This is a genomic window from Lachnoanaerobaculum saburreum DSM 3986, from assembly GCF_000185385.1.
Classification (GTDB): domain Bacteria; phylum Bacillota; class Clostridia; order Lachnospirales; family Lachnospiraceae; genus Lachnoanaerobaculum; species Lachnoanaerobaculum saburreum.
Genome location: NZ_GL622296.1, coordinates 989419 through 1003963, shown reverse-complemented (window position 1 = coordinate 1003963; position 14545 = coordinate 989419). Strand labels below are relative to the sequence as shown.

Genomic DNA, 14545 nt, shown 5'->3' with positions numbered 1-14545 from the left:
CTTCACCTTCTGTCTATTTATTTAATGCTCCTATAAAATTCTTTGTTTTTTCATTGTCCGATGCAAATACCACATCCGGAGTACCGGCTTCCACTATCACACCTCCCGACATAAAGATCACCTTGTCGGAAATCTCTCTTGCAAAAGCCATCTCATGAGTCACAATAACCATTGCAATATTCAAATCGGATAAAGACTTTATAACCCTTAAAACCTCTCCTGTCAACTCGGGATCAAGTGCGGAGGTCGGTTCATCAAAAAATAAAATCTTAGGATTAAGTGCCAATGCCCTGGCAATGGCCACTCTCTGTGACTGACCGCCTGAAAGTTGATACGGATAAGCCTTTGCTTTGTCAAAAAGCCCCATCTTCTTAAGCAGTTCAAAAGCTTCTTCCTTTACACTTGTTCTGTCTCTTTTTTGTACCCTTATAGGTGCATCACAGATATTTTGCAACACATTCATATGTGGAAATAAATTAAAATTTTGAAAAACAAGCCCGAAACACTCTGAAATCTTTTTTAAAGCGGCGGAACTTTCATAAACCGATTTCCCTTCAACACTTTTGCATACTGTATTTCCATTGTAACTAAGCTCTCCGTCATCCATATCTTCAAGCAGTGTGGCACAGCGTAATAATGTGGACTTACCTGAACCTGACGGACCTATAATACTTAAAATCTCACCTTCGCCGACTTCCAGTGAAATATCTTTTAGGATCTCTACACCGTCAAAGGACTTTTTTACCGACTTCATATTTAATAATGACATAATCACCTACTTATAATAATCCAATTTCTTCTCAATAAACTCCATCACAAATGCAACAATTGCATTAAATATATAATAAAACAGTGCCGCACATACAAACGGATACATACTTGTTGTACTGCTTGCCAGTGCTTTTGCCATAGTAAACATCTCGGCTACACTTATTGTAAATGCAAGTGAAGTATCTTTTACCAAAGTAATTACCTCATTTGTTACAGACGGCAATATCCTCTTTATTACCTGTGGCAATATAATAACAAAGAAGGTCTGTGATTTGGTATATCCCAATATTTTTGCAGCCTCATACTGTCCGCCTGACATTGATTGGATTCCGCTCCTATATATCTCCGCAAAGTATGCGGCATAGTTTATTACAAAACCTATTACAGTGGCTACTATACGATAGCTTCCTGTAATTGATACTCCGAAGATATAATAAGGTCCGAAATATACCACCATAAGCTGTAACATAAGCGGTGTACCGCGCATTATAGATATATAAATCTTACACAGATAAGATACGGTTTTTATTTTGCTCATTCTTCCAAAGGCAACTAAAAGTCCAAGCGGAAGTGAAAGTATCAATGTAACCAGAAATATTTGTATACTTACAAGCATACCCGGTGCAAGCTTTGCCGCAATATCAAGAATATTCATAAATTCTCCTATCAAGATATATTATATATAAAAAAACGCCGGCAGATGAACTGTCAGCGTCTTTTATATTACTCTAAAGTAGTAACATCCTTTCCAAACCATTTCTCTGAAATAGTCTTTAAGCTTCCGTCAGCTTTCATCTCATCAAGCTTTGCCTGAACTTCATCTCTTAAAGACTCGTTTCCAAGCTTAAATCCGATACCGTACTCCTCACTTGCAAGCGGTGTATCAAGTACTGTAAAGCCGCTGCCGCCTCTTTTTGTAATCTGATAGTTGGCTACCACACTGTCCATTGCTATGGCATCAACGCCTCCCATATCAAGATCCATAAATCCGGTATTATAATCCGCCACTGTCTGCAAGCTGTCAAATGTCTTTACCATGTCGGGATCGGCCTTTAATGCCGCCTCTGCTGAAGAATCGGCCTGTACTTCAACCTTCTTACCTGCAAGATCCTCTATTGAATCTATATTTGAACCGGACTTTACTACAAATACCTGATCATTTTTCATATATGGCTTTGACCATGTATATTTATCTTCTCTTCCCTGTATACTGAAGCCGTTCCAAATACAATCTATAGTACCTGATGAAAGCTCCATATCCTTTGCATCCCAAGCTATAGGCTGATACTTTATTTCCTTGCCAAGCCTTTTTGCCACCTCGGCAGCCAAGTCAAGATCAAATCCTGTGAACTGTCCGTCATCTCCTACAAATCCCATAGGTGGAAAATCTTGATCAAATCCTACCGTAAAAGTATTTTTATTATCTGCATCCGCCGCTTTACCGCTTTCACTTGCAGTTTTGCTTGTCTCTTGTGATGCGGATGTACTTTCAGTTGTCTTTGCAGTAGAACAACCTGCCAACATAAGTGCCGCCAATACTCCAAACAAATAAATTTTTTTCATAATACACCTCATTACTTTCTTTGCTTTGCCTCAACACTTTCTTATGGTAGCATACTAAAGTGTTCTTGTCAACACTTTGTTTCTCTACTACATTAAAGTATTTCTGCTTTATTCAGACTTGTAGCACTCTTTGACTCATTTATATGTACTTCCAACTGGTCATAAGGTATCTCAATGCTGTTCTTATCAAACTTTATTTTGATTTCTTCAACTATCGCCCACTTTGCAGTCAAATAGTCTCCGGTTTTGCACCATGCCATACCTCCTAATATAACGGCAGATGATGCCAAATCATCTACATATGAAACTATATCATTGTTTTTCAGTATCAGACCGTTTTCATCAAATGCTTCTTTTATAAGCTTCTTGGCTTTTCTGATATCGGTATTGTATGATACACCGACCTTTATATCTATTCGTCTGATATCGTTGGCTGTCACATTTGTAATAACATCATTTGCCAATGTACCGTTCGGTATAGATATTCTCTTATTGTCAGGTGTTAAAAGTATTGTATATATTATTCCGATAGTATCTACAATACCTTCAGCCTTTGGAGTAATAATATAATCTCCTCTGCTGAAAGGATGACTGAACAATATAATCATTCCTCCTGCAAAGTTGCTTAGACTTCCCTGCCATGCCAGACCGATTGCAACACCCGCAGAACCGAGTATTGCCACTATAGAAGCACTGCTTACACCGATTCTTTCCGCCAGCACAAGCACTACCAGAGCATACATCAATACTTTCAGTGTAGATAATAAAAATCTCCTGACAGTCAAGTCCATATTTATCTTTTTTAAAAATCTTTCAAGCATATTTGATAAAAATCTGATAACCTGACTTGCTATAATCAATGTAATGATGACTGTTGCTATATCATATGCCAGTGCAAGGAAAAACGGATACAACTTCTTTAAGGTTTCCATCATTACACTTGGTCTTAACTTCTGAATATCATTTGCGACCGACTCGGCTATATCACTTTCCGATATGCTCGGCAGACCGGAATCTGTCACACTTGTCAGACAAATTCCGGTCCTAAATAAATTTAAACTATTAAAAATCACTGTTTATCCCACTTAAATACTATCATTGCCATTGGCGGAATCTTAATCTTTAGAGAATCTTCTCTTCCGTCCGTCTTTTTCTTAACAGACTTTTTTGCTCTCCTGTTTCCTACTCCGCTTCCGCCAAACTTCTTATCATCCGAATTGAAAATCTCGGTATAGATACCTTTATACGGAACTCCAATCTCTCTTTCATATACTACCGGTGTAAAATTACATACCACCAGCAAGGTGTCTTCCGGCTTTTCCGTCTTTCTGAGGAATACTACAATTGTTTCATCTTTTGAAGTACAGTTTATCCACTCAAATCCGTCAGGATTGTAGTCAAGTTTATAAAGTGCCGGACAGTCCAAATACAGCTTATTAAGTGCTTTAGAATATCTTTGCATCTTCTTGTGGTTTTCATACTCAAGTAAATTCCATTCAAGCGATACATCCTCATTCCATTCGTCCATCTGTCCGAACTCCTGCCCCATAAACAAAAGTTTCTTTCCGGGATGTGTCATCATATAGCCATATGCCACTCGAAGATTGTTAAACTTCTCTTCCTGTGTCGCACCGGGCATTTTTCCTGCCAATGTCGCCTTGCCGTGTACCACCTCATCATGGCTTAGTACCAGAATAAAATTCTCACTATAGGCATATAGCAATGAGAATGTAAGTGCATTGTAATCACCGCTTCTAAAGTACGGGTCAAGCTTCATAAACTCAAGGAAATCATTCATCCAACCCATATTCCACTTATAGTCAAACCCCAGACCGCCTTCTTTTAATGCACCTGTAATCTTCGGCCATGCAGTGGACTCTTCCGCTATCAACAGGCTTGAAGGATGTTTTTTCTTGTATATGGAATTAAGATGTTTTAAAAATTCTATTGCATCCAGATTTTCATTGCCTCCATATATATTAGGCAGCCACTCTCCTGCATTTTTACCATAGTCGAGATACAGCATAGAAGCCACAGCATCCATTCTGATTCCGTCCACATGATATTTTTCTGCCCAGAAAAGTGCATTTGCAATAAGGAAATTGCTTACCTGCGGTCTTGCATAGTTATATATCAAAGTCCCCCAGTGTGGATGTGTTCCCCTCCTCGGATCCGGATGCTCATAAACATGACTTCCGTCAAAGCAGGCAAGTCCATGTAAATCTCTTGGAAAATGTGCCGGAACCCAGTCAAGTATTACTCCGATGCCCTTTTTGTGCATATAATTCATAAAGTACATAAAATCATTCGGAGTACCGTATCTGCTTGTAGGACTGTAATAACCTGTTACCTGATATCCCCAGCTTCCGTCAAGAGGATGCTCCATTATAGGCATAATTTCCACATGTGTGTAGTTCATCTTCTTTATATAAGTGGCAAGCTTGGGTGCTATCTCACAATAATTATAAAATACCGAGCCGTTTACCTCTTCTCCGTTCTCATCATACTGCATCTCTTTTCTCATCCATGAGCCGAGGTGCAACTCATATATATTCATTGCAGGAGACTTATCTGTTTCTATGGACTGGAATTCTTCTCTATTTTTCATCCAGTTTTCATCACTCCACTCAAATCCTGAGATATCCGTTACTATGCTTGCAGTGTTTGGGCGAAGCTCCGAATAAAAAGCATACGGATCGGATTTTAACATCGGCTCTCCCTTTCCGGTCTTTATTTCAAACTTATACAAGTCTCCTACCCTTGCCTCCGGTATGAATAATTCAAATACACCGAAATCTCCAAGCTTATTCATCTGATGCTTTCTGCCGTCCCAAAGGTTAAAGTCACCTACTACAGACACTCTCATAGCCTCCGGTGCCCATACTGAGAAATTCACACCTTCCACTCCTGAAAGAGTCATAGGCTTTGCACCCATTTTTTCATAAATCTCATAGTTTATTCCGGCATCAAACTTTGACAAATCTTCCTCGGTATAAATACTTTCAAAGGAGTATGGATCATAGATTGTTTGGACAATATCATTATCATATGTCACTACAAACTGATACCTAAACTCTTTGCTTCTTCCTACCAGGCAGGCAAAGAATCCCGCCTCATCCGCACATTCCATCACAATAGGATTCTTATTGCCGTCAATCAACAACTCCGCCTTTTTTGCATGAGGTATAAAAGTCTGAACCAAAAAACCGTTTTCCACTTTATGTGAACCCAGAATCTTGTTCGGTCTGTCACATTCAGAATAAGTGATCTCTTCTATTGCTGCCCAATCCATCAAATCATATAAATTCTTATCCATAGTCTAACCTTTCTTTTAAAAATCTGAGTAATAGTTCAGATAAGAAACCGCCGCTTATCCGATCCACAACATTTATATAGATTATACTATTCTTTTACCGAAGTTAAAAGTAAATGTTATAAACTAACTATAAAAAAATTTGCCTTTTATTACAATGTATTACTTCGGTTTTCTCTATTTCTATACTATAACAATCCTATAACAATCATTCTTATATTTTTCATAATATTATAATCTATCAGTTGTATTATACTTTTAATTATCGTAAAATAGTATGAGTTTTAAAAATTTTGGAAAATAAAAACGAGATTGGAGAAGATGATGAATAAAAATTCAGATTTTGATGTTGTAAAAGAAATCTTCAGTTGGATTTCTATAATAGTGGTGGCTGCTGTAATAGCACTGGTTCTAAATCTTTTTATTATAGCAAACTCAAGGGTGCCTTCCGCATCTATGGAAAATACAATAATGACCGGTGACAGAGTGGTCGGTTTCAGACTTACATATCTTTTCCAAGAACCCAAGCGTGGTGATGTTATAATATTTAAATTTCCTGATGATGAGAGTCTTTACTATGTAAAAAGAATTATCGGTGAGCCCGGAGATATCATAGATATAAAGGACGGCAAGATATATTTGAACAACTCGGAGACTCCGCTTGAAGAGGACTATATAAAAGAGCCCATGATTCCCGAGGCTCCTATGCATTTTGAAGTTCCTGAAGGTTCATATTTCTGTATGGGAGATAACAGAAATAACTCGGCGGACTCAAGACGTTGGATTCACCCATTTGTGCATAAAGATAAAATAATTGCAAAGGTGATTTTCCGTTACTTCCCCGGATTTAAAATGATAAAATAAAAAAAGCTGTCGTGCTTTCAGTGCGACAGCCGTTTTTATATCAATTTTTAAAACTATGTATCGGTGCAGGTATTCTGCCGCCTCTGTTTACAAACCTCTCACATGAAAAGTTGTTTACCGGCATTATCGGGGCATAGCCCAAAAGCCCTCCAAACTCAACCACTTCTCCCTCAGCCTTTCCGATAACAGGTATTACTCTGACAGCGGTAGTCTTTTGATTTATCATACCGATAGCAGCCTCATCCGCAATGATTCCTGCTATGGTCTCTTCTGAAGTATCTCCAGGTATTGCAATCATATCAAGACCTACAGAACAGACACAGGTCATTGCCTCAAGCTTTTCCAAAGTTAAAGCCCCGGCATTCACCGCATCAATCATACCCTGATCTTCGGAAACAGGTATAAATGCACCTGAAAGTCCGCCGACATATGAAGAAGCCATTACACCGCCTTTTTTGACCTGATCATTAAGCAGTGCAAGTGCCGCTGTAGTTCCGGGAGCACCTACCCTTTCAAGACCGATTTCTTGTAAGATTTCCGCTACAGAATCTCCTACAGACGGAGTAGGTGCAAGTGAAAGGTCAATAATACCGAAAGGTATACCCAGCCTTTTAGAAGCCTCTCTTGCTACAAGTTGCCCTACCCTTGTTATCTTAAATGCAGTCTTTTTGATAGTCTCACACAGCACCTCAAAGTCTTTATCTCTGGCCTGCTTTAATGCAGCCCTCACTACTCCCGGACCGCTGACACCTACATTTATAATTGTATCCGCCTCAGTCACACCATGGAATGCACCTGCCATAAAAGGATTGTCATCAGGAGCATTGCAAAATACTACAAGCTTTGCACAGCCTATAGAATCTTTATCCGCTGTAATTTTTGCAGTTTCCTTAACTATCTTTCCCATCAATCTGACCGCATCCATATTCAGACCTGTCTTTGTAGAGCCGAGATTCACAGAACTGCATACAAAATCAGTTTCACTTAGTGCCTGCGGTATGGACTCCATCAAAAGTCTGTCTGCAACCGTTATTCCCTTTGATACTACGGCGGAATATCCGCCTAAGAAATTTACACCTGTATCTCTTGCCGCCTTATCAAGTGTCTTTGCTATCTGAACAAAGTCCTCTACACTCTTACAGGCACTTCCGCCGATTAGAGCGATAGGAGTAACCGATATTCTTTTATTTACAATAGGCACACCGAAATCTCTTGAAATATCGTCTCCTACCTTCACCAGATCCTTTGCCGCTCTTGTAATCTTTCTATAAATATTGTCACAAAGTTTATTAAGGTCCGTATCAATACAGTCCAGTAAGCTTATACCGATTGTAATAGTTCTAACATCCAACAGATCCTTATCTATCATCTCATTAGTCTCTATTACTTCAAACATATCAAACATAGTTTCCTCCTAGAGCCTGTGCATTGATTCAAAAATTTCTTCTTTTTGTGCCTTTATCTTTACCCCGATATTATCTCCAAGAGTATTAAGCTCATCCACTATTCTTTCAAAGTCCACACTTGCATTTTCCATATCTGTAATCATCATCATATTAAAATAGCCGCTTACTATAGTCTGTGATATATCCAGTATATTTATCTTATTCTCAGCCAGATAGGTACATACCCTGGCTATAATACCTACAGTATCCTTACCTACTACAGTTATTATTACTTTGTTCATAAACTTCTCCATTTCTAAATATCACTACACATAGCAAATTTCAGACAGTGCATCCCGTTTTGCTACTTCTATATCAAAATCCTTAGGATTATATTGTCTGTCATGTGAAAAAATCTCAAATCTCACACTTTCAAGTGCCAGCTCAGGCAAATTATTCTTATCAGACAAATGCCCTAAGAAAATCTTCTTTATCTTATCATTTAATATCTCACATATCAACTTACCGGAGTTTTCATTTGAAAGATGTCCCTTGTTACTTAAGATTCTTCTCTTCAGTTCATAAGGGTACGGGCCGGTTTCAAGCATTCTGATATCATGATTTGCCTCTATAAGCAGTGCATCAAGATCTGAAAGATTATTTACAATATCCATTGTATATCTTCCAAGATCTGTAGCTACAGCTATCTTTTTATTTCCACATTCCACCCTATATCCAAAAGGTTCATTTGCATCATGGTCAATATCAAATGCTTTTATATTGAGATCACCTAAACTGATATTCTTTTTTGACTCAACAGTATGAAAATAATCTACAATGCTGTAATATTTATCTCTGTCTTCCAAGTATCTAAGTGTACCCCTTGATGCAAAAACCGGTATTTTATTTTTCCTTACAAATACCTCAAGCCCCGCTATATGGTCACTATGCTCATGTGTCAGAAATATACCTGAAATATCGCTGCCGCATAGCCCGAGTTCATTTAATCTTGTCTCTATTTTTTTATTTGATATTCCGGCATCTACTAAGATATGTGTCTTTTCACTGCCGATATATGTGGAATTGCCGTCACTGCCGCTTGCCAAGCTCACTAATCTCAATCTGTCACCTCAAAGCCTCTCTTATATTTTTTTCCAATTCAAACCTGTCTCCGTTGTTTTTTATAATCTTATCTGCAACCGACTCAAAATCCGATTCATTCGGCTGTTTTGAGATTATTGTTTCTATCCTCTCTCTGCTAAGACCTCTTGATAATATCAACCTTTTTATTCTGATCTCTCTATCTGTATACAGATACCAGACAGAATCATAAAAGTTTTCATCCGGCATAAGTGCCTGTTCCACAACATTCAGTCTGCTGTCTGAAAGTCTTCTATCTGAAAGTCTTCTTTTGATTTCAGCATTTACTAAAGGATGTATTATTTCATCTACTTTGCGCAGTTTGTCTTTATCATAGTAAAGTATATCACCTAATTTTTTTCTATCAATATTTTTTTTGCTATCCAATATAATATCGCCGAATAAAGACTTTAGGGCAGTATATCCTGCCCTATCCTTTTCATATAAAAAATGTGCCACCTTATCCGCCTCAATAATATTGGCACCATGTTCTTCCTTAAGTATTTTCAGTGCTTCACTTTTTCCTGAGCCGATACCGCCTAAAAGCAAAATATTCATTATTTTGCCTCCAACCATGTCTTTCCGATATGTGCATCCACTTCAAGCGGCACCTTAAGACTGACCGCTTCTCTCATTGACCTTTCCACAATCTCTTTGACCTTATAAACCTCATCTTTTCTTACTTCCACTAAAAGCTCATCATGAATCTGCAATACAATATTTGCATCAAATCCGCTCTTATTAAGTGCCTCATCTACCCTTATCATAGCGATCTTCATAATATCTGCAGCACTTCCCTGTATCGGTGAATTCATTGCCACCCTGTCACCGAAGGATCTGGTCATAAAGTTTGAGCTTTTTATCTCAGGTATAGGTCTTATTCTGCCGAACATAGTCTTTACATAGCCTTTTTCCTTGGCATCCGCCACCTGTTTATCCAAAAATCTTTTTACACCCTCATAGATTTTGAAATAATTGTTTATATAGTCAAGCGCCTCTTTTCTTGAGATACTTAAGTCCTCAGAAAGTCCGAAGGCTGAAATACCGTAAACAACTCCGAAGTTTACCGCCTTTGCATTTCTTCTAAGTTCAGGTGTTACCTTATCAAGAGGCACATGAAAAACCTGTGCCGCCGTAGCCGCATGAATATCGGCTGCCGTATGATAACTTTCTATAAGTTTTTCATCTCCCGACATTGAAGCAAGAACCCTAAGCTCAATCTGTGAGTAGTCCGCATCTACAAATACATAGCCGGGCTTAGGGACAAATATATCCCTTATTTTGCTTCCCATCTCTGTTCTTACAGGAATATTTTGAAGGTTCGGATCTGTGGATGAGATTCTTCCTGTGGCGGTAATTGTCTGATTGAAACTGCCATGTATACGTCCGTCATCTCTTATATATCCTGCAAGCCCGGTAGCATAAGTGGAATTAAGCTTTGTAAGCTGACGATACTCAAGTATATCCCTTATTATCTCATGTTCAGGTGCAAGCTTTTCAAGTACATCCGCTGCCGTTGAATATCCTGTCTTTGTCTTTTTTCCGCCTGAAAGCTTTAATTTGCCGAAAAGTATCTCACCAAGCTGTTTTGGAGAGTTTATATTAAAGCTCTCACCGGCCTTGTCTATAATACTTGCTTCCAATTTGGATATTTTCTCAAGCAATGTATCCGCATAGTCTTTCAGCCTTTTTTCATCCACTCTTACTCCGGTATTTTCCATCCTTGCAAGTGAATATATCAGCGGCAACTCCACATTTTCATATAGTCTTGTAAGTTCAAGTTCATTAAGCTTTTTAAGCAAATAATCGCTTGCAAAAAGTGCCACATAGCTTTCACTTGCAAAATACTTTTCAGCCTTTTCATCATTGAACTTTAAAACTTCACTAAGCTTGGACTTGCCTATCATCTCAGCCTTTGAAGAAACACCGCTTCCCATATAATCTCTTGCAATATCTTCTACAAAATAACTGTCCTTAAGCGGATTGATAAGATATGCCGCCACCGACAAATCGTAGAAATTCTTTGCAAGTTTCATATCCTTTACCTGCTTTATAAGAGGCTTTAGAGAAAGTATATATTTTTTTGCATCCAGACAAATAATCCGCTTCAAAATATCATCAATTTGCTCAATATCTTTTATAAGATATGTACGGTTATCCAAGGTGATTGAAATTGCATAAAGACTGCTTACAGTATAACTCTTTATCGCAGTCTCATCAAAACATATGGCAATTCCGAATTCATTTGCGGACTTTAACTTCTCATAAAGAGTGTTCCAATCATTCAAATCTGTAATATTGCTTATATCAAGCTTGATACTTGCAGCAGTTTCCACATTTTCATATCTTTTTAAAAATGATTTGAACTCTAATTTATTTATCCACTCAAGACTTTCTTTTGTATATAAATTACCTACTTTCATATCTGAAAGTTCTGTTTCTATAGGTGCATCAGTCACTATTGTTACAAGCATCTTTGAAAACTTAGCCTCTTTGATATTCTCAGACAGTGCTTTTGAGGCTCTTTGAGGCTTTAACTCATTTACATGCTCAATTGCATTTTCTATAGAATGATATTCCTGTATTATCTTTGTGGCAGTCTTTTCACCTATTGAGGGGACTCCCGGAACATTATCCGAGGTATCACCCATAAGAGCCTTTACATCTATAAACTCATGTGGAGTAACACCATATTCACTAATCACATCCTCAGGAAGATAATCATGAGTGGTTGTCACTCCCTTTGAAGTCTTTGGAATTCTTATCTTTATATGCTTATCGGACAACTGTAACAAGTCTCTGTCACCGGATATAATACTTACAAAGACATCCTCACTTTGATATTTCTTTGCAACGGTTCCTATTATATCATCCGCCTCATACCCTTCCTTTGTAAGTATCGGAATATTCATTGATGAAAGCACATCTTTTATAATCGGAACCTGCTCTCTAAGTTCATCAGGCATTGACTTTCTGGTGCCTTTATATTCCGCATATGCCTTATGTCTAAATGTCGGTGCAGACAAGTCAAAAGCGACTGCTATATAATCAGCCGCTTCCTCGTCCAGAATTTTGAACATAATATTCAAAAATCCATAAATTGCATTTGTATGAAGCCCCTGTGAGTTTGAAAGCTCAGGCACGCCGTAGAATGCTCTATTCAAAATACTGTGTCCATCTATCAGAACTAATTTCTTCATATATCTCCTACTAAAAGAACCAATTTCGCAATTGCATCATTGCAATAATAAATACACCGAAAATCATAAGTGTATTTAATGAATACTTCAGCACCTTTCCAAGGAATATTATAAATATTCTTTGATATGCCTCTCTTATATGGCTGTGTAGAGCCGCCGTCATATTATAGTCGATATCATCACTGCTGTTATTGTCAAGACCCACCTCAACTATATAATATATTTCAAGCTCATCCATACAGCCCTTGCAACCTCTTACATGTTGCAAAAAATCTCTTGTATCCTCCATAGAAAGCTCATCATGTATAAACGGTATGATAAGCTTTCTTGCCTCTTTGCAAGTCATTTCACAAGCCATTTCTATGACATTTCCTTTACTCTTTTTGAGACATTCTCTTTAAAGTTTATCACATCATGGTTATATTCTTTATTCATAAGTGATGATGTGATGATAAAATCCGCACTTGATTTATTGATAGCCATAGGTACATCATATACCTGTACTATACGAAGCAATGCCTTCACATCAGGATCATGTGGCTGTGCTGTAAGCGGATCTGTAAAGAAGATAACAAAATCTATCTTTCCCTCCACTATTCTTGCACCTATCTGTTGGTCGCCTCCAAGCGGACCCGAGTTGTAGCCTTTTACAGTAAGACCTGTCTTTTCAGTTATCAGTCTGGCGGTGGTTCCTGTTCCGTACAGCTTGTGCTTGGAAAGAATTTCCTTATGCTCCTCACACCATTTGATAATATCAGCTTTCTTGCCGTCATGTGCAATCAATGCAATATTTTTTTCTTTCGGTATTGTAAGTGTTACCTTATCTATATTATTCATAAAAACTCCATCTGTATAACTTAGAACGGCTTTCCACATTCAGGGCAAAATTTCGGAAGATGTGACTGATCTGCCGGTGTATATCCACATGAAGCACAGCTTACAGCACCTACAGGCTTTGCTTCACCGCATTCCGAACAAAACTTTCCTGTATTTCCGCCATGTCCATGGCTGCAAGTCCATGTATTCTGAGTATTTCCGGCTTGCTGATTCATCTGCTGCATATTATTTTGTCCGTTGTACTGTTGCTGCATATTGTTCTGCTGATTATACTGTTGTTGTTGCATCTGTTCGTTTTGTGCCATTTGGAAAAGCTGATTTGCATTCATACCGCCCATCTGACTTGCCATATTCATTCCTGCAAATCCCATCATAGCACCGGCTGTATTACTTGCCGCATTTCTCATAGCGTCAGCCTGTGCGGCGTTTAAGTTTGCAGCCGCCATTGATGTTCTTTGGAATACCGCCGTTCTTTGAAGTTGCTTTATAAGGTCTTCATCATCTTTTGATATGGTAATACTGCTTATTCCGAATGAACTTATTTCAATACCGTATCGATCTCCCCATTCACTTGACATTACGCTGTTAAGTTCATTTGCAATCTCCCTGGCATGATTTGGGATATCGCTGTATCTTGAGCCGATTCCTGATAGTCTTCCAAGTGCAGGTTGAAGTGAAGTAAGCAGATCTGAAGTCATCTGTTTTCTGAATGCTTCATTCATTCTGAACTCTCCTCCTGTATTTCCTGCCACTTCCTTGTACATAAGTATAGGATCCACAATCTTAAATGCAAATTCTCCATGACATCTTACCGCACTGTCTATATCAAGTCCGATATTTTGATCTACTATCCTGTATGGAATCGGTTCGGCGGTACCGTACTTATTTCCATAGATTTCCTTTGTATTTACATAATAAACTCTTGTATCTCTTGTAGCTCCTCCGCCAAATACCAATCTGTTCTTAAACTGCTCCCATGTTCTTTTTACAGTCTCCTTTAATTTGCCTGCAAAAATAGTAGGTTCCTCAGTATTGCTGTAGACATACTTTCCGGGTTGTGCACAGACATCCTTTATCATTCCGTTTTCCACCACCAACATACATTGTCCGTCTGCAACTTCAATGATGGAACCGTCCGTAATAACATTGTTTGTAGATTTATTGTTTGAACCTCTTTGGTCCACTCTTTTTTTACCTTTGGTTACAAGAACTTCATTATCCATTGAGTCCTCATAGAAAAAGTCTCTCCATGAGTCCGCCAATACTCCTCCTGCCGCACCTGCTATAGCTGAAATAAGTCCCATAATTCTACCCTCCTGTTAATTTTATTAAAGCCGTTATCTTACTGATTATATCAATTTTTTTTATGTAATACCAGTAATACAATTCTTAAATATATATTATATCAATATCATAAGATTTTATTATAAAAAATATGCTGTACAAATCTAAAAATTAGTATAAAATATAAG

14 protein-coding genes are annotated in these 14545 nt (G+C 38.0%); 1 reads left to right on the top strand and 13 read right to left on the bottom strand.

From position 1 onward, the window contains the following. Window positions 1-13 precede the first annotated feature (13 nt). The 5 genes from HMPREF0381_RS04720 to glgB all read right to left on the bottom strand — a co-directional run bounded on the left by HMPREF0381_RS04720 (window position 14) and on the right by glgB (window position 5650). Window positions 14-769, bottom strand: coding sequence for an amino acid ABC transporter ATP-binding protein (locus tag HMPREF0381_RS04720; RefSeq protein WP_008750748.1), 756 nt, complete (start codon window positions 767-769; stop codon window positions 14-16). Window positions 770-775: 6 nt separating this feature from the next. Continuing rightward, window positions 776-1426 (bottom strand): amino acid ABC transporter permease, encoded by a 651-nt coding sequence (locus tag HMPREF0381_RS04715; RefSeq protein ID WP_008750747.1) that lies wholly within the window; start codon window positions 1424-1426, stop codon window positions 776-778. Window positions 1427-1494: 68 nt separating this feature from the next. Then, window positions 1495-2334, bottom strand: a complete 840-nt coding sequence (locus tag HMPREF0381_RS04710) for an amino acid ABC transporter substrate-binding protein (protein WP_008750746.1) — start codon at window positions 2332-2334, stop codon at window positions 1495-1497. A 92-nt stretch (window positions 2335-2426) separates the two neighbouring features. Next, window positions 2427-3356 (bottom strand): mechanosensitive ion channel family protein, encoded by a 930-nt coding sequence (locus HMPREF0381_RS04705; protein ID WP_242824389.1) that lies wholly within the window; start codon window positions 3354-3356, stop codon window positions 2427-2429. Between the two features lie 47 nt (window positions 3357-3403). After that, entirely contained in the window at window positions 3404-5650 is a 2247-nt protein-coding gene (glgB, locus tag HMPREF0381_RS04700) for a 1,4-alpha-glucan branching protein GlgB (RefSeq protein ID WP_008750744.1), read from the bottom strand. Window positions 5651-5968: 318 nt separating this feature from the next. Between glgB and lepB the strand changes: the two genes are divergently transcribed. Then, the gene (lepB, locus tag HMPREF0381_RS04695; RefSeq protein WP_008750743.1) at window positions 5969-6511 is read left to right on the top strand and encodes a signal peptidase I; all 543 of its coding nucleotides are present in this window, start codon (window positions 5969-5971) and stop codon (window positions 6509-6511) included. A gap of 40 nt (window positions 6512-6551) precedes the next feature. Here lepB and HMPREF0381_RS04690 read toward each other — a convergent pair whose 3' ends face one another. Genes HMPREF0381_RS04690 through HMPREF0381_RS04655 form a run of 8 tightly spaced genes read right to left on the bottom strand, consistent with a single transcriptional unit; the run spans window position 6552 to window position 14377 of the window. Further along, on the bottom strand, window positions 6552-7916 hold the full coding sequence (locus HMPREF0381_RS04690; RefSeq protein ID WP_008750742.1) for a PFL family protein: 1365 nt from the start codon (window positions 7914-7916) through the stop codon (window positions 6552-6554). A 9-nt stretch (window positions 7917-7925) separates the two neighbouring features. After that, window positions 7926-8198 (bottom strand): ACT domain-containing protein, encoded by a 273-nt coding sequence (locus tag HMPREF0381_RS04685; protein WP_008755286.1) that lies wholly within the window; start codon window positions 8196-8198, stop codon window positions 7926-7928. 24 nt (window positions 8199-8222) lie between these two features. Next, complete coding sequence (locus tag HMPREF0381_RS04680) at window positions 8223-9017, bottom strand: MBL fold metallo-hydrolase (protein WP_008750740.1); 795 nt, start codon at window positions 9015-9017, stop codon at window positions 8223-8225. Between the two features lie 4 nt (window positions 9018-9021). Beyond that, window positions 9022-9594, bottom strand: a complete 573-nt coding sequence (gene coaE, locus HMPREF0381_RS04675; RefSeq protein WP_008750739.1) for a dephospho-CoA kinase — start codon at window positions 9592-9594, stop codon at window positions 9022-9024. Beyond that, the gene (polA, locus tag HMPREF0381_RS04670) at window positions 9594-12236 is read right to left on the bottom strand and encodes a DNA polymerase I (RefSeq protein WP_008750738.1); all 2643 of its coding nucleotides are present in this window, start codon (window positions 12234-12236) and stop codon (window positions 9594-9596) included. The genes coaE and polA overlap by 1 nt, the downstream gene beginning before the upstream one ends. Before the next feature lie 10 nt (window positions 12237-12246). After that, entirely contained in the window at window positions 12247-12594 is a 348-nt protein-coding gene (locus tag HMPREF0381_RS04665; protein ID WP_008750737.1) for a zf-HC2 domain-containing protein, read from the bottom strand. A gap of 2 nt (window positions 12595-12596) precedes the next feature. Next, window positions 12597-13073, bottom strand: coding sequence for a methylglyoxal synthase (locus tag HMPREF0381_RS04660; RefSeq protein ID WP_040461153.1), 477 nt, complete (start codon window positions 13071-13073; stop codon window positions 12597-12599). A gap of 20 nt (window positions 13074-13093) precedes the next feature. Further along, window positions 13094-14377 carry an SPFH domain-containing protein gene (locus tag HMPREF0381_RS04655; RefSeq protein ID WP_008750735.1) on the bottom strand — a complete coding sequence of 428 codons (1284 nt, stop codon included), beginning with the start codon at window positions 14375-14377 and terminating at the stop codon, window positions 13094-13096. Window positions 14378-14545: the final 168 nt, after the last annotated feature.